The following is a 20,972-nucleotide window of genomic DNA, read 5'->3' as shown; positions in this document are numbered from 1 at the left end:
ACAGGAAAAAGAAAAAATAGAATAACATTTACACGTGTTTAGAATAGTATGTGCTAAGGGTGTGGAGAATGTGGAATGGAAAAGCGGCTTTGACAAAGAAAGGGAACTGATCTTTGCCATTCAACGAAATCTGGATGTAGTAACAGCTATATTATTATTAACTGGCCAAATAACAATTATAGGCGTATTTGTGACACCCGGAGCTTTTCGTATTTCAGTAGGGGGACCTATTACAGGAACTAGCCGAATAGAAGGAAAAGACGGAGATGCGGGAATTAATATCATTATTGATATGATTGATGTGATTCTTGCGGCTTTGCTGCTTAATAACCAGATTAATGTGTCGGGCGCCTTTATTTCTTCTGGAAGGTTTACCATTAACGTAAGTGGACCTATTTTTGGCGTTCCTAAAACAGAACCTGCATTAAGTGAACTAAATCAATCCTCTCAGTTTTTTCATCGTACCGTATCAAAACATTTTTATGTAAATCCTGACTTAGTTGAAAAATTTACAAAGGACTGATTAAGATGTCATTAACCGATATACCTACAGTAAGACCTTCAGAAACAAGTATTTTTCTTATCGCGCTGCCGCTTATTATTTTTATTTTTTTCTTTACTCAGCCAAAAGCATCAGACATCAAATAATCATGTAGCATAATGGCGATTGTATCACTGTGTACAGAAGCTGCCTATTTTTCTGTTCGTATCATTACCTCTTCATTCATTAAGCCCCTAATGCTTTTCTTTTCTGTCATGTTTCATTAAAATGAACATAAACATATATGTAGAGATAAGTAGAGATAAGTAGAGAAAAGAATAATCGAGTGTTTTCTAACGTTATAAAATAGCTTACGATACGAAGAAAGCGTCTATAATAAAAGAAACGAAACTTTTGCGTGGTCAGCTGACGATGCTTTTTATTTTTACAAACTGCAGTGAAGGCAGAAAGGAGAGAATTCGATGAGTTTGCGCGATCGGCTGCTTTATGTAGCGGAACATTATAAACAAATGGGTGGAGACGTACTTGTAAAACACGAAGTAGAAAATATGCTTACACGCAGGCTTCCGATTTCTCTTTATCGATTGGAGCATATAAATCGAGAAGAAATGCGTATATCGGGCCACCACGCTGAAACATTTCCTTACGTGACTCTTGTCAATAAGAATATAGAGAGTGATGTGATAGTAGCATATTTATTCAGTGAAGACGGTCAGCGCATTTACTTAGTCATGATGAAAGGAGATGCAGGGGAAGGAACTGATCTGAAAGACATTCGTTTTTTTACTCCTGAACATGCCCGCGTATTGAAAGATAGTCATATTGTTATTGGTACAAGCATGGAAGCGAAAAGCTTTGAGGATAGAGTAGCACTTTACCTTCCTTACAATATAGTAGACTTACCTAGCAATGATCAGCTTCAAGATGACTTGCATTTACTGCTGAGTATGCATGAACAATATATAAAAACATACGGAATGAGCCAAGAAATGATTGGCGATAAAGACGCCATCGTCCATATTCATGAGTATATTAAGAAATCTGGATTTACATATGAACGACAAGATATAGCCAACGCCTACTTTGCTTTAAAGACCAAGCCATTTATTGTTTTATCAGGAATGAGCGGGACGGGGAAAACAAAGCTTGCGCAGCTCTTAGCAGACAGTATCGGTGCCACGATTGAAAATGGAAGACAAGTACTCATTCCGGTTCGGCCCGATTGGCATGATAGTTCAGATTTATTAGGATATATTGATTTAAGAGGAGATTTTCGCAGAGGATCGTTTCTGTCGATTATGCAGCAAGCCATTCAGCATCCAGCTTACACATATGTTGCCATATTGGATGAAATGAACTTAGCTCGAGTTGAACATTATTTTAGCGATATTTTAAGCGTAATGGAAAGCAGAAGCTGGTCAAAAGGGAAAATCAAAACGGCTCCGTTATTTCCTGGACATAAGATGTTCCGAGATATTTATTTGCCATCTAACCTTCTCATTATCGGTACCATTAATATGGATGAAACAACTCATGGGTTTAGTCAAAAGTTGTTAGATCGTACCAACACCATTGAGTTGAATAAGATTCAGCTAGATTCTTTTGATTTTTTAGATGATAGAGATCCACCTCGGCACAGCATTGAAAATGTGCAAATTCAAAGTCAATATGTTCACTTAAAAGATGCGTATGCTGAACATGCTGAGCTCATTCACGAAGTAACAAATGAACTGCTAACCGTTAACGAGATGCTTACAGAAATCGATTTGCAAATAGGTTACCGCGTACGCGACGAAATATGCTTTTATTTAATTTACGCAGTGAAAAGCGGGATGTTTACATTTGATCAGGCGTTTGATTTTCAGGTGCTGCAAAAAGTTTTGCCTCGTATTTCAGGAAGCGATGCTTACACATTTGACTTATTAAAAAACCTTTATTATTACTGTACAAATACGCTGCTCGATGATGAATTTGAGACAGCTGTCGTAAATGCAGACGGGATGAGATTCCCTAAAAGTGCACGCAAAATAATGGAGATGATGAGACGTTTTGAAGTATACGGATACACGTCATTTTGGATTAATACCGTACGTTGAAATTGAAACCGATACGTGTACGGTGGTTATAAAAGGAAAGAATAAGAAAAAAATAAAATCTGCAGAAGAAGTGATGTTTTTTTCTTGTACAGGAAAAGGAATCACACATGTAAAAGTACTAAATCAAACAAAAGGCATGATGACTTCCAAACCGCCGCTTGAGCCTTTATTTTTTGAAAATGAAATCTATCAAATTACAGTTGTTTCAAAAAATGAAACAAGCCTGTTTGTTAACCACGATTCAAAAGCAGTTGAACAAAGTTTTCAAGCCGTAGGATTCCCCTACATTTTAACAGGAAATATAAGCTTTCAAAATGAGGTAGGATATTCTACGTTTCATGTCTACAGTGAAATAGAAAAAGAGCTGTCTTTTACTCTGGAAATTTTCCCATCAAAGATGAGCTACAAGACAGATTATGTACGTATGGTTGATGAAGTGAATGGATACATTCACGATTTGGCATATGATATGCTTCGTAAAACATATATTGAAGCGAAATCTGTTTGGTCTAAGCAAGCGACATGGACGGAATTTTATCATGTGCTCTCTTACTATATGAAACCCTTTCTTCATTCTGTGCGTCAGATTGAAAATCAGCCGTTTCAATCGGTAACAGTTGAACATGAGCTCATGAGAGGAGATCAAATAAAAAAACAAGATAGCCGTGCTATATCATTTGTCCGAACACACCCTACCTATCTTGCATCTTCAAGCAGGGGGATTAAAATTAATCGGCATATAAAAGTAGTACCTACAAAAGCGATGGGTACAAGACATGTAGCTACCTATGATAATTTGGAAAATCAAAGTGTGAAATGGATGATGACGCAGCTGTACCACAAGCTAACTACACTAATTGACAAATTGATAGAAGATAGATATGTAAAAAAAGAAGCGGTGTCGGCTCTAGAAACCAATCATACCGAGTTAAAAAGGCTGTTAAACAATGTGTTCTGGCAAAGAGTGAAGACCATACAAGTTTCAACTCTTCCTTCTACACTCCGTACAGCACCTCGCTACCGGGAAGCAAGCAGATACTTTATGTTCTTAACGCGAGGGTTGGCTCTTAACGGAGAGTTTTACCACCTTTCATTAAAAGATATCGCAACTCTCTACGAATACTGGACGTATGTTAGTCTTGTAAAGAAGTTGCAAACTTACGGCAAGCGAATAGAACAAAACATCATGACAACGACAGAACAAGGGCTGAACGTCAGGATGCAGGCCTCTTATCATTGTTTTCAGGTGGGAAAAGCAGAAATAACGCTATGGTATCAAAAAGAATACCATCATACTCATACCATTATTCAAAAGCCGGACTTGCTGCTTGAAGTAAAGCAAGAGGAGAAAAAAAGCGTATATCTTTTTGACGCTAAGTATCGTATCAAACCAAATCACGATACGCCTTCTCCTAGAGAAGAAGATATTAATACCATGCATCGTTACCGAGACGCTATTGTAGAAGAAAGTGGGATAAAACCGGTACAAACAGCGATTGTGCTGTTTCCAGGGAAAGCAGAGGGCTATAAGCAGCATCATTTTTATAAAAGTATTGAACGCGTTGGAGTGGGTGCGCTGCCTTTTTTGCCGGGAGAGGAAGGGCTAGTAGAAGAATTTATTGAAACTATTTGTACGGAAGAGCCAAATCTTTTCAGCGCTGATTAGGTAAATAGGTAGAACGTGAACAAGTCTTTTTTTTATGCGTTGACACAGTGTTAAGTTTTTTATGTTTTGATGACATTTCGAGATTTTAGTTGTATTTTCCTGTTGAATTTTCTAGAATAGTAGAGAATAAAACCGTATCGAAAAGAAGTCGTATCATGTGCAGAGAACGTATCAGGAGGACAACGAAGTGAAAAAGATTCTACTATTCACGTTAGTAGCGCTATTGGCAACTTTTTTTATTGACAGGGTATACAGCGAACGCAACCAAGCGCAACTTCAGCAAACCGTAATTAACGAAATTAAAAAAACAAATCAAAGTAAAGAAGAAGCTTCCATCCTTGATTTTAATGAATTATGTGATTTTAGATGGGATAAAGTATATGTCTTTGGACCGGAAACGACTCGCAGCGAGGTAAATGAAAAGCTGGGCTTCACGTGGTCTGAAGCAAAAGCAAAAGGTATTGGAAAAGATAAAAAAGATAACTTTATTGTCTTTGTGGAAAATGATCAAGTAACGCAATATTTAAAAATACCGGCGTCATATGGAGCTATTGTTCCTAAGACTTCTGTTGCAAATGAAAGCTAACGAATTTCTTCGTTAGCTTTTTATGCTTTCTTTTTTAAGGATGAAGTTTTTTTCTTTGCTGTCGATTTTGTCGGCTGTAGAGTAGATGGATCTATGCTCACTTTTAACATTTCCATTAAATGTCGAATATCTCGTTCTTCGCTTTCGCTGCCTTTTGTAACTTCACCTTGATTTATTTTTTGCTGAATGACGTTTTGTAAGGCGTCTCGGTAGTTGTTTTTGTAAATAGACGGATTAAAAGAAGTAGATAACTTATCAATTAATTCCACCGTCACTTGTGTATCACTTTCATTAATGTCAGAATCACGAGATAAGTTAGGCACATCTGTGGCTGAACGAAGTTCTTCTTCAAAATGCATCGTGTGAAGAACGAGAGAGCCTCCCACGGAACGAATCATGGCGATTTGCTGCTTGGAATATAAAAATACATTGGCAATACCGACTTTATTTGTTATTTCAAGTGCATTTAATAACGTATAGTAAGCTTTTAGGCTCGTTTCTCCAGGAGAGATATAGTAGGGCTTATCAAAAAACAGGGGATCAATGTCATCTAACGAAACAAAGTGTAACAATTCAACAGCTTTGTTTGCTGCAAAGGGCTCTTTGACACGGTCAATTTCCTGTTGTGAAAGCACAACAAACTGACCGGTTGCCGTTTCGTATCCTTTAACGAGTTCATCGGATTCTACTTCTCGTCCACACGTTTGGCAATGTTTTTCTTGATGAATAGGTGTATGGCAAACGGAGTGTAGCGTGCGCAGCTTTACATCTTTTTCTTCAATTGCTCCGTGGAGTTTAATAGGGATATCAATTAATCCAAAGCTGATTTTACCTTTCCAAGCAGTATGAAGCATAAACGTTCTCCTTTTATTCTTTTTTAATAGTGTGCCGTAAAACAAATTAGATATCCCATGGTTTTGAAAAGAAAAACTTTCTAAAAAAACTATGTGCTAAATAAACAATTAAATATTTCCAATAAAGCTGCAGAGACAACATCTGCAGCTTTATTGGAAATCAATAGGGACTATTTGCTGATTAGATTCATTTGTCTCATGTTTAGAAATCGTAATTTCAAGGATTTCATTACTAAATGTAGCGGTAATCTTTTTATTTATCAATGGAAATGGAAAGTCAACTGTACGTTCAACACTTTCTTCCGTTTGTTCTCTTGCAAGCGTTCCTTGCTTTTCATCATGAAATTCTCTAATGCAGTATTTTTTGGCTGTCAGCTGTAAATGGTCAGCTTGTACCTGAACGATAATATCCTTAGGGTGATAACCTAACAATTCAGCTTCGACAATAAATGATTGTTCTGTTTCAAATAAGTCTATACGAACGGAATCATAATCTAAATAACTCATAAAGGGATTTGAAAGCATGACTTCTAACAACTCTTGAAAGCCTTTTACAAACATTTGGTCTGCTGGCAGACGCTTGTTTTTCATTTCTGCGTTCCTCCATTACTTAAACTGTTTCACTTTATTATCATATGCGCGTTTATGTACTTAGTGAACTCCTGCGCAAAGAATAAGCTTGAAGTACTAGCTGTCTTTTCTATGCATAAAAAAGCAAGCTCTGTAGAGAGCTTGCCGCTGTTTTACATATCATGCCCGCTATTGTGTTTTTGGCGAGAATGCTTACGGTTTTTTACTTTATGAGATCCGCTTAGCGGTTCGGGCTGTCCAGAATTGCTTTTTGGTGCATTTCTTCTGATGTCTTTGCTGCTGTTTTTGTTCATAGTTAAAGCCTCCCTTTCATTTATTAGGGTAGGATAGTGACAGGAAATTTATCCGATGAAAAATTCCCCTTTCTAAAAGTAGGTTTAACAAAAACAGGAAATGGGAACAGAAAAAAAGCGCCATGTATAATGACGCCTTCTCGTTAGATTTCATGGAGTTAAACGATTTTGCTTTTCTAACTAGTGATTAGTATTTCCAACAAGAGAGTGTTTTATTGATTTTTTTTGCGTTTTTTATTATTTTGTTTCTGTTGTTCAGTTAATGGTTCATTTGAAAATTCTTCGTTATAACCCGCTCCTTTTCCTTGAGCGCTAGCCGCGTTAGCCCCAGGAATGACGTGGTTTGACTTGCGTTTAGCCATGTTGAATCACCTCCGTTTCTAGCATGCGTAAAAATCAATGAAATATGAATTATTAGAAAAATAAAAGGCAGATTGGAAAAGGTTATAAGTGAAACTTATGTTAATTAATAACATTCTTTTTATTTACTTATGTATAATATTATATTAAGATAGATGGTGAAGGGAATAGAGGATGGGGTAAGTAAATCCTTTATACATAGAATTTTAAGGGGGTAAAAGCAATGACTAAAAAAGACGTTTTTAACGCTCGTTCGTCATTCGATCTTAATGGCAGCACATATAATTATTACCGCTTACAAGCTTTAGAGGAAGCAGGTTTAGGTAACGTATCTAAGCTGCCGTATTCAATTAAAGTATTATTAGAATCTGTTCTTCGTCAGGTAGATGGCCGTGTTATTACAAAAGAACACGTCGAAAACCTTGCAAAATGGGGAACAAAAGATATTAAAGATATCGATGTTCCTTTCAAACCATCTCGTGTTATTCTTCAAGATTTCACTGGAGTTCCAGCGGTTGTAGACTTAGCGTCACTTCGTAAAGCAATGGCTGATTTAGGAGGAGATCCTGACAAAATCAATCCAGAAATTCCAGTAGACCTCGTTGTCGACCACTCCGTACAAGTTGATAAAGCAGGTACAGCTGACTCATTACGAATTAATATGGATCTTGAGTTTCAACGCAATACAGAGCGCTATAATTTCTTAAGCTGGGCTCAAAAATCATTTAATAACTATCGTGCAGTTCCGCCAGCTACTGGTATCGTGCACCAAGTAAATTTAGAATATTTAGCAAACGTTGTTCATGCTGTTGAAGAAGATGGTGAGTTCGTAGCTTTCCCTGATTCTTTAGTAGGTACTGACTCTCATACAACGATGATTAATGGTATCGGTGTTTTAGGATGGGGTGTTGGCGGTATTGAAGCGGAAGCAGGTATGCTTGGTCAACCTTCTTATTTCCCAGTTCCTGAAGTAATCGGTGTTAAACTTGTTGGCGAATTACCAAACGGCACTACAGCTACAGACTTAGCGTTAAAAGTTACGCAAGTGCTTCGTCAAAAAGGAGTAGTCGGAAAATTCGTTGAATTCTTCGGTCCTGGCGTAGCAGAACTTCCATTAGCTGACCGTGCAACAATTGCTAATATGGCTCCTGAATACGGTGCAACATGCGGGTTCTTCCCAGTTGACGCGGAGGCATTAGCATACATGCGTTTAACAGGAAGAGATGAAAAAGACATTCAGGTTGTCGAACAATATACAAAAGCAAACGGTTTATTCTTTACACCAGAAAACGAAGATCCAATTTTTACTGACGTTGTTGAGATTAACCTTGCTGAGATTGAAGCAAATCTTTCAGGTCCAAAGCGTCCGCAAGATTTAATTCCACTTTCTCAAATGCAAACAGAATTCAAGAAAGCTTTAACAGCTCCTGTTAGCAACCAAAGCTTCGGACTTGATGCTAAAGACGTTGATAAAGAAGTTACGTTTAAGCTTGCAGACGGTTCAGAAACAACAATGAAAACAGGTGCCATTGCCATTGCGGCTATCACAAGCTGTACGAACACATCAAATCCTTATGTATTAGTAGCAGCTGGTTTAGTTGCGAAAAAAGCGGTAGAAAAAGGATTGGATGTTCCAGCTTACGTGAAAACTTCTTTAGCACCAGGTTCAAAAGTAGTAACGGCTTACCTTCAAAATTCAGGGCTGCTTCCGTACTTAGATAAAATCGGCTTTAACATCGTAGGTTATGGCTGTACGACTTGTATCGGTAACTCTGGTCCATTAGAAGCTGAAATTGAAGAAGCGATTGCAGACAGCGACTTGCTTGTAACGTCTGTTCTTTCAGGAAACCGTAACTTTGAAGGACGTATTCATCCATTAGTAAAAGGTAACTACCTTGCTTCTCCGCCGCTTGTTGTAGCATATGCACTGGCTGGAACGGTAGATGTAGATTTACAAAAAGATCCAATCGGCATTGATACAGACGGCAATGAAGTATTCTTTAGCGACATCTGGCCTTCTCAAGATGAAATTAAAGAAGTTGTTAGCCGTACCGTAACGCCTGAATTATTCCGTAACGAGTATGAGCGTGTATTCGATGACAATGAGCGCTGGAATGAAATTAAAACGAGCGAAGATGCTCTTTATACTTGGGAGAATGATTCAACATACATCCAAAACCCACCGTTCTTCGAAGACTTATCAGAAGAGCCAGGTGAAGTAGAACCGTTAAATGATCTTCGCGTAGTAGCGAAATTTGGTGACTCAGTGACAACGGATCACATTTCACCAGCGGGTTCAATTGCAAAAACATCACCTGCAGGTCTTTACCTTCAAGAAAACGGTGTAGAACCAAAAGACTTTAACTCATATGGTTCTCGTCGCGGTAACCATGAAGTGATGATGCGCGGTACATTTGCAAATATCCGCATTAAAAACCAAGTAGCACCTGGTACAGAAGGCGGCTGGACAACATACTGGCCAACAAATGACGTAATGAGCATTTATGACGCTTGTATGAAATACAAAGAGCAAGATACAGGTCTTGTTGTACTTGCAGGTAAAGATTACGGCATGGGAAGTTCTCGTGACTGGGCAGCAAAAGGCACAAATCTTTTAGGTATTAAAACAGTAATCGCTGAAAGCTTTGAGCGTATTCACCGTTCAAACCTAGTATTAATGGGTGTTTTACCTCTTCAATTTAAAGATGGTGAAAGTGCGGATACATTAGGTTTAACTGGAAAAGAAACAATTGCAGTAGCAGTTGATGAAACAGTAAAACCACGTGATCTTGTAAAAGTAACAGCAACTGATGAAGCTGGAAACAAAAAAGAATTTGAAGTACTCGTTCGTTTCGATAGTGAAGTTGAAATTGATTACTATCGCCATGGTGGTATCCTTCAAATGGTGCTTCGTGATAAATTACAGTCTAAAACACATGCGTAAGATATAAAGTAAAAGAGCGGTTCTCATGAGCCGCTCTTTTTTTATGTAAACGCACCGTTTTCGACAAAAAGCGAGAGGGGAATATGCTATATTATAAAAGAAAATGCCCGATAAAAGGATTATTTTAGTAGATATTGCACATATCTATTAGTACATAGATTATCACTTTTTAGAAGAAATAAAGGAGCCGATCATATGGTTAAAAAAATAATTGCGGTCTTGCTTCTAGTAGGCTTTCTTAGCTACGCACTTTGGCAAGGGCTTTCTTCAAATGAAGCATCCGATAGTTCTAACTTAAGCGAATACAAGGATTTAAATATTAAAAAAGGCAATAGTGCTCGTCAGGCTTCGGGTCAAGCTTATGGGTTGGAACCAAAAGATACAGCGCCTCCGTTTACACTTTCAGATACGAACGGAAAATCCATTCAATTATCAGACTTTAAAGGGAAAAAAGTTATTTTAAACTTTTGGGCAACATGGTGTCCGCCGTGTCAAAAAGAAATGCCCGATATGCAAGCGTTTTATGACAAATATGGAAACGATGTACAGCTGCTTGCGGTTAATTTAACTTCGTCAGAAGGCAGTAAACAGGCAGTATCTAAGTTTCTTAAAGAAAAACAGTTTACGTTTCGTGTATTATTGGACGACCAAGATATTGTAGGAAGTAAAAAATATCGGGTCTCCACCATTCCGACATCTTATTTTATAGATGAAGAAGGGAAAATTGTTCAACGGGTTAATGGTCCAATGACCATTAAACAAATGGAAACATTTGCTCAACAAGCAGCGAATTAACTTCGCTGCTTGTTTTATTAAAAATGAAACTTATTTACTTTACCATCGTATACATAGATAAATTAGTAAATATGTCAAACTTTCTTACAACTTTTTAAAAAGTATGTTTACTTATCTGACAAATTGGTTACAATATAGATAGTTGTATGATATCAGTTTCTTTAGATTTTTCAGATTTTTCATAAAAATTACATAAAGTAGGTGTTGTGATCATGAGAAAATTACGCAAACGTTCATTTGAAGAGTTAGTGCAAGAAAATAAAACGCAGCTTTTAAAAGATCAGTCAGAAATTGAACGCATTGAAATAGAAATTGAAAAGCGGTTAGAAGATCGTATGCTTGAAAGAGCTGAATAACTTTAAAGTAAGTTGGTTAGAGTAACGGTGAGGAGGGGATAAGCATGGGAAATCCTAAAAAACAAAGCAAACCTTTTGTTCCGAATCACATCGGCACTCAACCGAGAGAAGCTGGTGGAAATAACGGAAAACAAATGCAAGATAAATCCGGCAAGCATCCTCAAGTTATTCAAACCAAAGGTGAATGAATAAAAAGTCGCTGAATTCAGCGACTTTTTATTATTTGAATTCTACCGTGAATAAATAAACGTAAGGATTGCTCGAAATAAGCTCTTTAACAACTTCTCCATCATCGGTTGAAAGCGGAGCAACTCGTATGCCACTGCCATCGTCACCAAATAAAGCAGCGACTGGATATGGTTTATTCATTTTTACTTTTTGTTTTTTCTCTAACCCAGTAAAGGAATAGCCGTTCATTTTTTTAGGCTTTTTCGCTTCTATCCCTAGGTTTGTATCGTTGCTTCCTACATTAAACATAACTTTGTGAGTATCATCATCGATTTTATATGTAACAGCAAACATGTCAAATTCTTTTGAAACAGTCAACCCTCCTGAGAGTAAAGGTTGTTTGGCTTTTCCCTTTTCGTAATAAGTAGCTTTTACATAAGCTTCTTTTGCGCCATTAGGAGCTTTAACATCGTATGCAATGATGTTGCTTTTGTAGTCTAAGTTTGTCACGGCTAACATTTTTTCTTCATGTTTTGAGTAATGGTGAGGCTTGATAGAGACACTTGTTGTCCATTTTGATGCCAATGAAGTTTGAGACATAAAAAATAAGGCTGCAATAAAGACTACGCTTAGTAATGCTATCATTCGTTTAGTCATAGCGATTCCCCCTTTGTATGTATATATTACCATATTATGTATGTGTTATATATGCATTTTAACTTAATTATAATTATATTATGTAAACTAAAATCATTTTTTTCCACTTATAGAGATGAACAAATCCGGCATACTACAATTGTAACAAAGTTATTTTGAGGAGGAAGATACAATGGCATGGAATAAACCGAATCCAGACGATCGCAGTGATAACGTTGAAAAATTACAAACAATGGTGCAAAATACAATGAAAAACATTGAAGAAGCAGAAGAAGCTGCTGCATGCAGCACTGAAGAAGAACGTCAGCGCATTCAGCAAAAAAATCATAATCGTGAAGTAAGCATCGAAGCAATGCGCAGTGAAATAAAAGATGAGTCAGAAGCTCGTCAAAATGGTTATGAAGGTACGATTTAATAAGTAAAACAGTGACAATAAGCAGCTAAAAATAAACGGTTTTAGCTGCTTTCTTTCTATATTTTTTTAGTAAGGTGAATAATATTACAAACTAGCGAAGAGGTTTATGTAGGTGAAAAAGCACGTGAAAAAGAAAATAGTAAGGATTTTGCTCAGTTTACTTATCGTCTTGATTATTGTGGGCTCTTATCACACTCATAAGCCCTTGCCTAAAGGAATTTCATACGAGAGTAATCCTCACAAAGTAGAGGATGTATTGCTTTTATCAGACCTAACGTATCAAGACCAACAGACGTCTGTTTCCGAACAACATATTTTTCAAGCAGTTATGAATGCAATTGATGAAGCAAAAACTTTTATTATTATGGATATGTTTCTATTTAATGGCTACTATAACCAAGGCGAAAAGTTTCCTCACCTTAGTGATACGCTTGCAAGTAAGCTGATTGAAAAGAAACGAAAACATCCTAATGTCGAAATAGTCTTTATTACGGATGAAATAAATACAAGCTACGGCTCACATGATTCAAAGTGGTTAGATTCACTGCGGCTGAACGGAATCAAAGTGGTGCAAACCAATTTATCTAAGCTCAGAGATTCCATTCCACTATATTCTGCAGTGTGGAGAACTTTTGTTCAGTGGATGGGTGAAAAAGGAACCGGGTGGATAACGAATCCTTTCGGAAATAAAGCGCCTAACGTAACGGCCCGTGCTTATCTTACGTTGTTAAATGTAAAAGCTAATCACAGAAAAGTAGTAGCAACCGATCAAAGCGTTATTATTTCTTCTGCCAATCCTCATGATGCAAGTTTTTATAATTCTAACATGGCCTTTGAAGTAAAAGGGAATATCATTGGAGATGCGGTAAAAAGCGAACAAGCCGTCTCTGATTTTTCTTACGGAGGAAGGTTACCTCTCTATAAAAAGAAAGAAAAAGAAAAGGGAGACCTCTATGTTCAGCTGCTAACAGAAGGCAAAATCTATAAGCACGTGTTAAGTGATTTACGTCATGCTAAACAAGGTGACGATGTGTGGCTTGGCATGTTTTATCTTGGAGATCGAGACGTAATAAAGGCCCTTTTGAAAGCTTCTGAACAAGGAGCAAACGTACGGTTAATTTTAGATCCTAACGAAAATGCGTTTGGAAGAAAAAAGTTCGGACTGCCTAACCGTCCAGTAGCGGCAGAACTCGTTAAGAAATCTAAAGGTAATATTAAAATTCGCTGGTATCATACAGGAATAGAGCAGTATCATTGTAAAACCTTATTAATTCAAAACAAAAGAAACGCCACTATTATTGCAGGAGCAGCAAATTTCACCAAGCGAAATTTAGCTGATTTAAACTTAGAAACGGATATTAAAGTATCAGGACCTCCTAACGAAAAGGTTATGACCGAACTAAACGCTTATTTTGACCGTCTATGGACAAATAAAGGTCACACATATACGCTTCCCTATAAAAAGTATGAAAATAAGATGACGCGGCTGGAAACACTGATATACCGAATTCAAGAAGCGCTTAGTCTTACAACCTACTGAGCCATGACCAAACTAGTAGGAGTATATTCTCCTTGTATGGTAAGATAAAACAGGAACAGTGCAATAGGAGGTAGAATCATGCTAGTATCGAAGAAAGAGATCGAAGTGCGCTATGCAGAAACCGATCAGATGGGCGTTGTGTATCATGCTAACTATTTAGTATGGATGGAAATAGGCCGAACGCAGTTTATCAGTGATTTAGGTTTTAGCTATGCACAAATGGAAAGAGACGGTGTGCTGTCGCCAGTTATTGATATACAGGCGTCATATAAAAAGCCGCTTCATTATGGCGAGACAGCTGTGGTACATACTTGGGTTGAGAACTATGACGGTCTACGCGTTGTGTACGGATACGAAATTTTTAATTCAAATGAAGAACTTGCGTTAACAGGAACATCGTCGCACGTATGTGTGAAAAAAGAAAACTTTAAGCCTATTTCGATTCGCCGTAATTATCCGGAATGGCATAAAGCCTATGAAGATGCCAAAAAGCAGGGTTAAGCGTAAAAATAAAAAGCATCGATAAATCGATGCTTTTTTCTTACGCTTCGTAATGAAAGTCAGGTTCTTTTGTTTCTTCATTATAGTTCACGGTCAAATCATGACCATCAAAGTACCAAAGGTCTTCATCTTCTACGAAAAATGTTAAACCGTCAACTTTTGTTTCAACGCCAACGTTTTTAGGAGAATCTGTGTTTACACCTAAAGAAAAACCTTTTTGAACGTTGCTGCATCCGCCGTAGCGAACAAAAAAGCGAATTGTTTCGTTTCCTTCTAGCATCATTTCGTCTTTGTACCACGTAGCTGCTGCTTCTGTTACTGTTAATTTCATTAATTATGCTCCTTCCAATACTGCGGATACATTTATTATAGTAGAAAGATAGATAAATTACCAATATATACGAATCCAGCTAGGAAGGAACGAGATAAAATAAAACGATTTAATATAGAGGCGAATGCTTCATTTCTATATTAAATCGTTTCATTCTTTCATTTAAAATCATATTGTTTTCCAATAGTTTCCCAGCAGTGAACGCAGTAGCGGCTTCCTTCTAGCTGTGAATCCATTTTCTTATTACGTTTGCAAATAGGGCATTTTTTCTTCACATCATTCACCTCCTTATTTTAGTATCAGTATAACTAATAAACAAGAAATGTATTCGCTTACAAAGTAGTTATAAAAAAAGAAATAAGAGGAAAATCCTCTTATTTCTTTTTACCTGATAAAAATGTGACTTTCGGTTCTGTTTTGTTAAGAATTCGCGTAATGTTTGCCCGGTGTCTGTAAATGACAAAGGCTACAATTACACCAATAATCATAATAAGCATGTAGTCTTGTTTAAATAGCGTGTAGATAAAGGTTAATACCCCGGTAACCATTGATGACAGTGATACATACTTCGTTATGTATAAGCAGATAAAAAAACATAATAACACGAAAACAAATAAAAGAGGTTCATAACATAAAATCACTCCGGCGGATGTGGCAACAGCTTTTCCGCCTTTAAATTTCGCGAAAATAGGAAAAATATGGCCAATGACAGCAAATAAACCAATGAAGAGAATGTTTTGATTTGTATCAAATAAAAGCGGTAAAGAAGCTGCTAGGGTACCTTTTAGAATGTCTCCAAGCGTAACGATAATTCCGGCTTTTACACCCAATGTACGAAATGAGTTGGTGCCGCCTAAATTGCCGCTTCCATGCTCTCGTATATCGATGCCGTATCCTAGTTTTCCAACAACTAGTCCAAAAGGAATAGAGCCCAAGATATAGGCAAGAATAGGTAATAAATAATTCATGTTTGAAAGCTCCTTTATTTCTATATCGTTTCTATTTTACCATGAGATACTTAAAAAAACATAGCTAGTTTTAGGTGAGAGACAATTATTTTAAAAAAAGAAGACGTTTACAAAAATAGAGAAAACGGGTACTATATGCAGGAAATCAACTGTAAATCGCGAATGTTGTTCAGTACATATTATATAGCTAAGAGAGGTAATAGACATGTCCATTAAAATTCCTTCCCGTCAAGAGCTTGGTAAAATATTAAAAAAAAGCAAGCGCATTGCTGTAGTGGGTTTATCAGATAATCCTCATCGAACGTCTTATATGGTTTCAGAAGCCATGCAGCAGCAAGGTTACGAGATAATTCCGGTGAACCCCACAATCAACTCAGCGCTCGGCGTAAAAGCCGTATCTTCATTAAAAGAAATTGAAGGGCATATTGATATCGTTAACGTATTTCGTCGCTCTGAGCATTTGCTTGAAGTTGCAGAAGAGTTTTTAGAAGTAGATGCAGACGTATTTTGGGCGCAATCTGGTTTAATTAATGAAGAAGCATATGACCTGCTCGCTAAAAAAGGGTATACTGTAGTTATGGATCGTTGTATAAAAGTCGAGCATGCTTTAACAAAGTAAGATCTATAAGCAGAACAACCAACCCATGCACACTGCTTGCATGGGTTTCACCATGCGTTGAAATAGTAAGAGCGTTTCCGCTACAATAGACGTTAGACAGCTAGCTTTATAAGGCTTATAATCCATGAATACACAAGATATTGCTTTTATAATACGGAAATTTGTGCTAAAATCTTGTAAGTACGCAAAAATAGAAACATACGTTCTATTGATGCGAACACTATAAAACTAAAAGATAGGATACATGATCATTTATTCTTAGACACGAAGCGCAAACGTTTGTGTTTCATACATAATGTAGTAATGTTCGTTGTGATGAAAGGGGTAGTATGAATGGCTCGGAAACAACAATTTAATTATAATGAAGATGCAATTCAAGTACTAGAAGGATTAGATGCCGTTCGTAAACGTCCTGGTATGTATATTGGAAGTACGGATACACGTGGTCTGCATCATTTAGTATATGAAATCGTCGACAACTCCGTCGATGAAGCACTAGCAGGCTATGGAGAAGAAATTATTGTAACCATTCACAAAGATAATTCAATTTCTGTACAAGATAAAGGTCGAGGTATGCCAACGGGCATGCATAAACTAGGAAAACCAACGCCTGAAGTTATTTTAACCATCTTGCATGCAGGAGGTAAATTCGGGCAGGGTGGATATAAAACAAGTGGAGGTTTACATGGAGTAGGTGCATCTGTTGTAAATGCGCTGTCTGAATGGTTGACTGTAACTATTCATAGAGATGGATTTATTTATGAACAGCGCTTTGAAAATGGAGGAAAGCCGGTTACCACTCTAGAAAAAATAGGGAAAACGAAAAAAACGGGAACAACGATTCATTTCAAACCGGATGCCACGATTTTTTCAACAACCGTGTACAATTATGATACGCTTTGTGAACGGCTCCGCGAATCGGCTTTTCTGTTAAAAGGGTTCAAAATAGAGTTAATCGATAAAAGGCATGATCGTCACGATATCTTTCATTATGAAACAGGTATTCAAGCCTTCGTTTCATATTTAAATGAAGAAAAAGATTCACTTCATCCAGTCGTCTTTTTTGAAGGTATTCATCATAATATTGAAGTTGAATTTGCCTTTCAATTTAACGATGGTTATTCTGAAACCATTTTATCATTTGTTAATAATGTTCGTACCAAAGATGGCGGAACGCATGAGTCCGGTGCAAAAAGCGCTATGACGCGCGCATTTAATGAATACGCCCGTAAAGTAAGCCTGCTAAAAGAAAAAGACAAAAACTTAGAAGGAACGGATATACGAGAAGGCTTAGGGGCCATCGTTTCCGTTAGAATACCTGAAGAGTTGCTTCAGTTTGAAGGACAAACAAAAGGAAAGTTAGGTACAAGTGAAGCTCGTTCGTCCGTAGATGCAGTTATTTCTGAAAAACTTGCCTATTTCTTAGAAGAAAACCCGGACGTAAGCTCTCTTCTTGTAAAAAAAGCAATCAAAGCGGCTCAAGCGCGTGAAGCGGCACGAAAGGCCAGAGAAGACGCAAGGAACGGGAAGAAACGAAAGCGTCAAGAAACCGTTCTAAGCGGGAAGTTAACACCTGCGCAATCAAGAAATCCTCAGCGAAACGAACTGTACTTAGTCGAAGGGGATTCCGCCGGAGGTTCAGCAAAACAAGGAAGGGATCGCCGCTTTCAAGCTGTGCTGCCACTGCGAGGGAAGGTTATCAATACCGAAAAAGCCAAGCTTCAAGATATTTTTAAAAACGAAGAAATTAGTACAATCATCCACGCGATAGGCGGAGGAGTAGGCGCAGATTTTACAATTGATGATATTAACTACGATAAAATAGTCATCATGACCGATGCGGATACGGATGGGGCTCATATTCAAGTGCTTCTGCTAACGTTTTTCTACCGCTATATGAAACCGCTTGTGGAAGCAGGAAAAGTATTTATTGCTCTTCCACCGCTCTACAAAGTAAGTAAAGGGTCAGGTAAAAAAGAAGTGGTTGAATATTCATGGAGTGACGAAGAATTGCAAGGTGCAATTGACAAGGTAGGAAGAGGCTATATGATTCAGCGCTACAAAGGTCTCGGTGAAATGAACGCAGATCAGCTTTGGGAAACAACAATGAACCCAGAGACGCGTACGCTGATTCGTGTTCGTATTGATGATGCTGCCCGCGCTGATCGTCGTGTGACCACTTTGATGGGCGATAAAGTAGAACCTCGCAGAAAATGGATTGAAAGTAACGTAGCGTTTGGATTAGAAGAAGATCCAAATATTTTAGATAATGAAAATGTATTAACGGTCGCAGAGGAGGACATACAATGACACAAACAGAACGCTTTTTAGATTTACCTCTTGAGGATGTACTAGGCGACCGTTTTGGTCGATATAGTAAATATATTATTCAAGAGCGCGCATTGCCGGATGCAAGAGACGGGTTAAAACCCGTTCAGCGCCGTATTTTATATGCAATGCACGTAGATGGAAATACAGCAGAAAAAGGGTTTCGCAAGTCAGCTAAAACTGTAGGAAACGTAATTGGTAACTATCACCCTCATGGTGATTCATCTGTATATGATGCCATGGTTCGAATGAGTCAAGAATGGAAAGTTAGAAATGTATTAATCGAAATGCACGGAAACAACGGAAGTATTGATGGAGATCCCCCAGCAGCAATGCGTTATACAGAAGCTCGCCTTTCATCGATTGCTGCAGAACTTCTACGAGATATTGACAAACAAACGGTTGAGTTTGTGTCTAACTTCGATGATACAAGCAGCGAACCAACTGTGTTACCGGCTATGTTTCCTAACTTGCTAGTGAATGGATCCACGGGTATTTCAGCTGGTTATGCTACGGAACTTCCTCCCCATCATTTAGGTGAAGTAATTGACGCAACGATCATGCGAATTGATAAACCAACGTGTACAATTGAAGAGTTGATGACGGCTATTCAAGGTCCTGATTTTCCTACAGGGGGAATCATTCAAGGTGTAGACGGAATTAAGAAAGCCTACGAGACAGGTAAAGGGAAAATTATTATTCGCGGAAAAACGGAAGTGGAGTCCATTCGCGGCGGAAAACAGCAAATTGTTATTACGGAAATTCCATTTGAAGTAAACAAAGCCAACCTTGTTAAGAAAATGGATGAGCTTCGTTTAGATAAAAAAGTGGAAGGCATTGCTGAAGTTCGCGATGAAACGGATCGTACCGGCCTGCGTATCGTAGTAGAACTAAAAAAAGATGCAAATGCTCAAGGAGTACTTCACTTCCTTTACAAAAATACAGATCTGCAAGTACCGTATAATTTTAACATGGTTGCTATTGCTAAAAAGCGACCAAAGCTTATGAGTTTACCTAACATTCTTGATGCTTATATTGATCATCAAAGAGAAGTGGTAACAAATCGTTCTAAATACGAACTGCAAAAAGCACGTGAACGCGAACATATTGTAGCAGGATTGATTAAAGCACTGTCGATTTTAGATGAAGTTATTGCAACTATTAGAGCTTCTAAAGATAAGCGGGATGCTAAAAATAATTTAATTGCTAAATATGAATTTACAGAACCTCAAGCAGAAGCGATTGTGTCGCTTCAATTATACCGCTTGACAAACACGGACATTACAGCTCTACAGGCGGAAGCTGAAGAGCTAGGTGCTAAAATTAACGAGTTAGAAGAAATCTTACATAGCGAGAAAAAACTTTTTAATGTAATCAAAAAAGAATTACGCCGTGTAAAAAAGCAATACAGTACAGAACGCCGCTCAAAAATTGAAGCAGAAATCGAAGAAATTAAGATTAATCTAGAAGTGATGGTTCCATCTGAAGAAGTGATGGTAACAGTCACAAAAGACGGATACGTAAAACGAACAAGTCTTCGTTCTTACGCCGCGTCTAACGGGCAAGACTTCGGTATGAAAGATACGGACCGAATTTTAGCGAAGTATGAAATTAATACAACCGAAACACTGCTTATCTTCACAAACAAAGGGAACTATTTATATATGCCAGTGCACGAACTTCCTGATATCAGGTGGAAAGACATGGGGCAGCATATCATGAACATTGTTCCAATTGATAAAGAAGAGCAAATTGTACGGGCGATACCGGTAAAAGAATTTAAAGAAAATCAGTATCTGCTTTTCTTTACGAAAAATGGTATGGTCAAAAAATCAGAATTACTTCAATATAAAGCACAGCGCTACTCCAAAGCTCTTGTCGCCGTTAATTTAAAAGGCGATGATGAAGTAGTCGATGTATATCAAACGGATGGTAAAAAACAAGTGTTTATTGCCACTCGCTCTGGCTACGGACTGCGTTTCCGGGAAGAAGAAATCAATATTGTAGGAACTCGCGCTTCTGGTGTAAAAGGAATTAACTTAAAAGACGAGGATTATGTTGTAAGCGGCGTTATCTTCGATGAAGATGAAGCTCTATCAACTGAATTATTTATCGCCACGCAGCGAGGAGCTGTGAAAAAGACAAAAATTACTGAGTTTGAAGAATCAGCACGAGCAAAACGAGGGCTAGTGATGGTCCGAGAACTAAAATCTAATCCGCATCAAATTGCAAAAGTAAAAGTAATCTCTAAAGAACATTACATGATAGTGGAATCATCTAAAGGTCAGATCGAGCAGGTTGATCCATCTACAATGCGGGCTAGCGACCGATACAGCAACGGTTCATTCGTATTGGACCAAAGCGAAGCTGGCAATTTAGTTGATGTGTGGCTGGAAGAAAAA

21 protein-coding genes are annotated in these 20,972 nt (G+C 37.8%); 14 read left to right on the top strand and 7 right to left on the bottom strand.

Annotation, left to right across the window (positions count from 1 at the left end):
* Window positions 1–70 precede the first annotated feature (70 nt).
* The 4 genes from N178_RS08080 (at window position 71) to N178_RS08065 (ending at window position 4,850) form a co-directional block, all read left to right on the top strand.
* Window positions 71–523: a hypothetical protein gene (locus N178_RS08080; RefSeq protein ID WP_372454456.1), complete on the top strand. Its 453-nt coding sequence runs from the start codon at window positions 71–73 to the stop codon at window positions 521–523.
* Between the two features lie 440 nt (window positions 524–963).
* Window positions 964–2,598 (top strand): MrcB family domain-containing protein, encoded by a 1,635-nt coding sequence (locus N178_RS08075; protein WP_045291699.1) that lies wholly within the window; start codon window positions 964–966, stop codon window positions 2,596–2,598.
* Entirely contained in the window at window positions 2,552–4,264 is a 1,713-nt protein-coding gene (locus N178_RS08070) for a DUF2357 domain-containing protein (RefSeq protein ID WP_045291698.1), read from the top strand. The genes N178_RS08075 and N178_RS08070 overlap by 47 nt, the downstream gene beginning before the upstream one ends.
* A 187-nt stretch (window positions 4,265–4,451) precedes the next feature.
* Window positions 4,452–4,850 carry a hypothetical protein gene (locus N178_RS08065; protein WP_045291697.1) on the top strand — a complete coding sequence of 133 codons (399 nt, stop codon included), beginning with the start codon at window positions 4,452–4,454 and terminating at the stop codon, window positions 4,848–4,850.
* A gap of 20 nt (window positions 4,851–4,870) precedes the next feature.
* Here N178_RS08065 and ku read toward each other — a convergent pair whose 3' ends face one another.
* From ku to sspO, 4 genes are all read right to left on the bottom strand, one after another.
* Window positions 4,871–5,704 carry a non-homologous end joining protein Ku gene (gene ku, locus N178_RS08060; RefSeq protein ID WP_045291696.1) on the bottom strand — a complete coding sequence of 278 codons (834 nt, stop codon included), beginning with the start codon at window positions 5,702–5,704 and terminating at the stop codon, window positions 4,871–4,873.
* A gap of 150 nt (window positions 5,705–5,854) precedes the next feature.
* Entirely contained in the window at window positions 5,855–6,295 is a 441-nt protein-coding gene (locus N178_RS08055; protein WP_045291695.1) for an Hsp20/alpha crystallin family protein, read from the bottom strand.
* A gap of 152 nt (window positions 6,296–6,447) precedes the next feature.
* The gene (locus N178_RS08050; RefSeq protein ID WP_013057256.1) at window positions 6,448–6,588 is read right to left on the bottom strand and encodes a small acid-soluble spore protein P; all 141 of its coding nucleotides are present in this window, start codon (window positions 6,586–6,588) and stop codon (window positions 6,448–6,450) included.
* Window positions 6,589–6,800: 212 nt separating this feature from the next.
* Window positions 6,801–6,950, bottom strand: a complete 150-nt coding sequence (gene sspO / locus N178_RS08045) for a small acid-soluble spore protein O (RefSeq protein WP_013083371.1) — start codon at window positions 6,948–6,950, stop codon at window positions 6,801–6,803.
* Window positions 6,951–7,171: 221 nt separating this feature from the next.
* On the opposite strand from sspO, the gene acnA reads away from it, so the two are divergent.
* The 4 genes from acnA to N178_RS08030 all read left to right on the top strand — a co-directional run bounded on the left by acnA (window position 7,172) and on the right by N178_RS08030 (window position 11,231).
* The gene (gene acnA / locus N178_RS08040) at window positions 7,172–9,892 is read left to right on the top strand and encodes an aconitate hydratase AcnA (protein ID WP_045291694.1); all 2,721 of its coding nucleotides are present in this window, start codon (window positions 7,172–7,174) and stop codon (window positions 9,890–9,892) included.
* Window positions 9,893–10,087: 195 nt separating this feature from the next.
* Window positions 10,088–10,687: a TlpA disulfide reductase family protein gene (locus N178_RS08035; RefSeq protein WP_045291693.1), complete on the top strand. Its 600-nt coding sequence runs from the start codon at window positions 10,088–10,090 to the stop codon at window positions 10,685–10,687.
* 212 nt (window positions 10,688–10,899) lie between these two features.
* Entirely contained in the window at window positions 10,900–11,043 is a 144-nt protein-coding gene (locus N178_RS25810; protein ID WP_080890160.1) for an FbpB family small basic protein, read from the top strand.
* A 44-nt stretch (window positions 11,044–11,087) separates the two neighbouring features.
* Complete coding sequence (locus tag N178_RS08030) at window positions 11,088–11,231, top strand: acid-soluble spore protein N (protein ID WP_043982832.1); 144 nt, start codon at window positions 11,088–11,090, stop codon at window positions 11,229–11,231.
* Between the two features lie 31 nt (window positions 11,232–11,262).
* Here the strand turns inward: N178_RS08030 and N178_RS08025 are convergent, their stop codons facing one another.
* Window positions 11,263–11,868: a hypothetical protein gene (locus N178_RS08025; protein WP_045291692.1), complete on the bottom strand. Its 606-nt coding sequence runs from the start codon at window positions 11,866–11,868 to the stop codon at window positions 11,263–11,265.
* A 172-nt stretch (window positions 11,869–12,040) separates the two neighbouring features.
* On the opposite strand from N178_RS08025, the gene tlp reads away from it, so the two are divergent.
* From tlp to N178_RS08010, 3 genes are all read left to right on the top strand, one after another.
* Window positions 12,041–12,283 carry a small acid-soluble spore protein Tlp gene (gene tlp, locus N178_RS08020; protein WP_013057249.1) on the top strand — a complete coding sequence of 81 codons (243 nt, stop codon included), beginning with the start codon at window positions 12,041–12,043 and terminating at the stop codon, window positions 12,281–12,283.
* A 124-nt stretch (window positions 12,284–12,407) separates the two neighbouring features.
* On the top strand, window positions 12,408–13,823 hold the full coding sequence (locus tag N178_RS08015) for a phospholipase D family protein (protein WP_237758422.1): 1,416 nt from the start codon (window positions 12,408–12,410) through the stop codon (window positions 13,821–13,823).
* A 78-nt stretch (window positions 13,824–13,901) separates the two neighbouring features.
* Complete coding sequence (locus N178_RS08010) at window positions 13,902–14,324, top strand: acyl-CoA thioesterase (RefSeq protein WP_028408348.1); 423 nt, start codon at window positions 13,902–13,904, stop codon at window positions 14,322–14,324.
* A 40-nt stretch (window positions 14,325–14,364) separates the two neighbouring features.
* Here the strand turns inward: N178_RS08010 and N178_RS08005 are convergent, their stop codons facing one another.
* Window positions 14,365–14,655 carry a HesB/YadR/YfhF family protein gene (locus N178_RS08005; RefSeq protein ID WP_013057245.1) on the bottom strand — a complete coding sequence of 97 codons (291 nt, stop codon included), beginning with the start codon at window positions 14,653–14,655 and terminating at the stop codon, window positions 14,365–14,367.
* 374 nt (window positions 14,656–15,029) lie between these two features.
* Window positions 15,030–15,623, bottom strand: coding sequence for a glycerol-3-phosphate 1-O-acyltransferase PlsY (gene plsY, locus N178_RS08000; protein ID WP_014459891.1), 594 nt, complete (start codon window positions 15,621–15,623; stop codon window positions 15,030–15,032).
* Window positions 15,624–15,828: 205 nt separating this feature from the next.
* Here plsY and N178_RS07995 point away from each other — a divergent pair, with 205 nt between their 5' ends.
* From N178_RS07995 to parC, 3 genes are all read left to right on the top strand, one after another.
* Complete coding sequence (locus tag N178_RS07995; RefSeq protein ID WP_013057242.1) at window positions 15,829–16,242, top strand: CoA-binding protein; 414 nt, start codon at window positions 15,829–15,831, stop codon at window positions 16,240–16,242.
* A gap of 333 nt (window positions 16,243–16,575) precedes the next feature.
* Entirely contained in the window at window positions 16,576–18,552 is a 1,977-nt protein-coding gene (gene parE / locus N178_RS07990) for a DNA topoisomerase IV subunit B (RefSeq protein ID WP_045291690.1), read from the top strand.
* Window positions 18,549–20,972, top strand: a 2,424-nt coding sequence (parC, locus tag N178_RS07985; RefSeq protein ID WP_045291689.1) for a DNA topoisomerase IV subunit A, incomplete at its 3' end; no start/stop codon positions are given. The genes parE and parC, both read left to right, overlap by 4 nt.

It is taken from the genome of Priestia aryabhattai B8W22 (genome assembly GCF_000956595.1).
Classification (GTDB): domain Bacteria; phylum Bacillota; class Bacilli; order Bacillales; family Bacillaceae_H; genus Priestia; species Priestia aryabhattai.
Note: the sequence above shows the minus strand (reverse complement) of the source record. Positions and strands in the feature narration are given on the sequence as shown.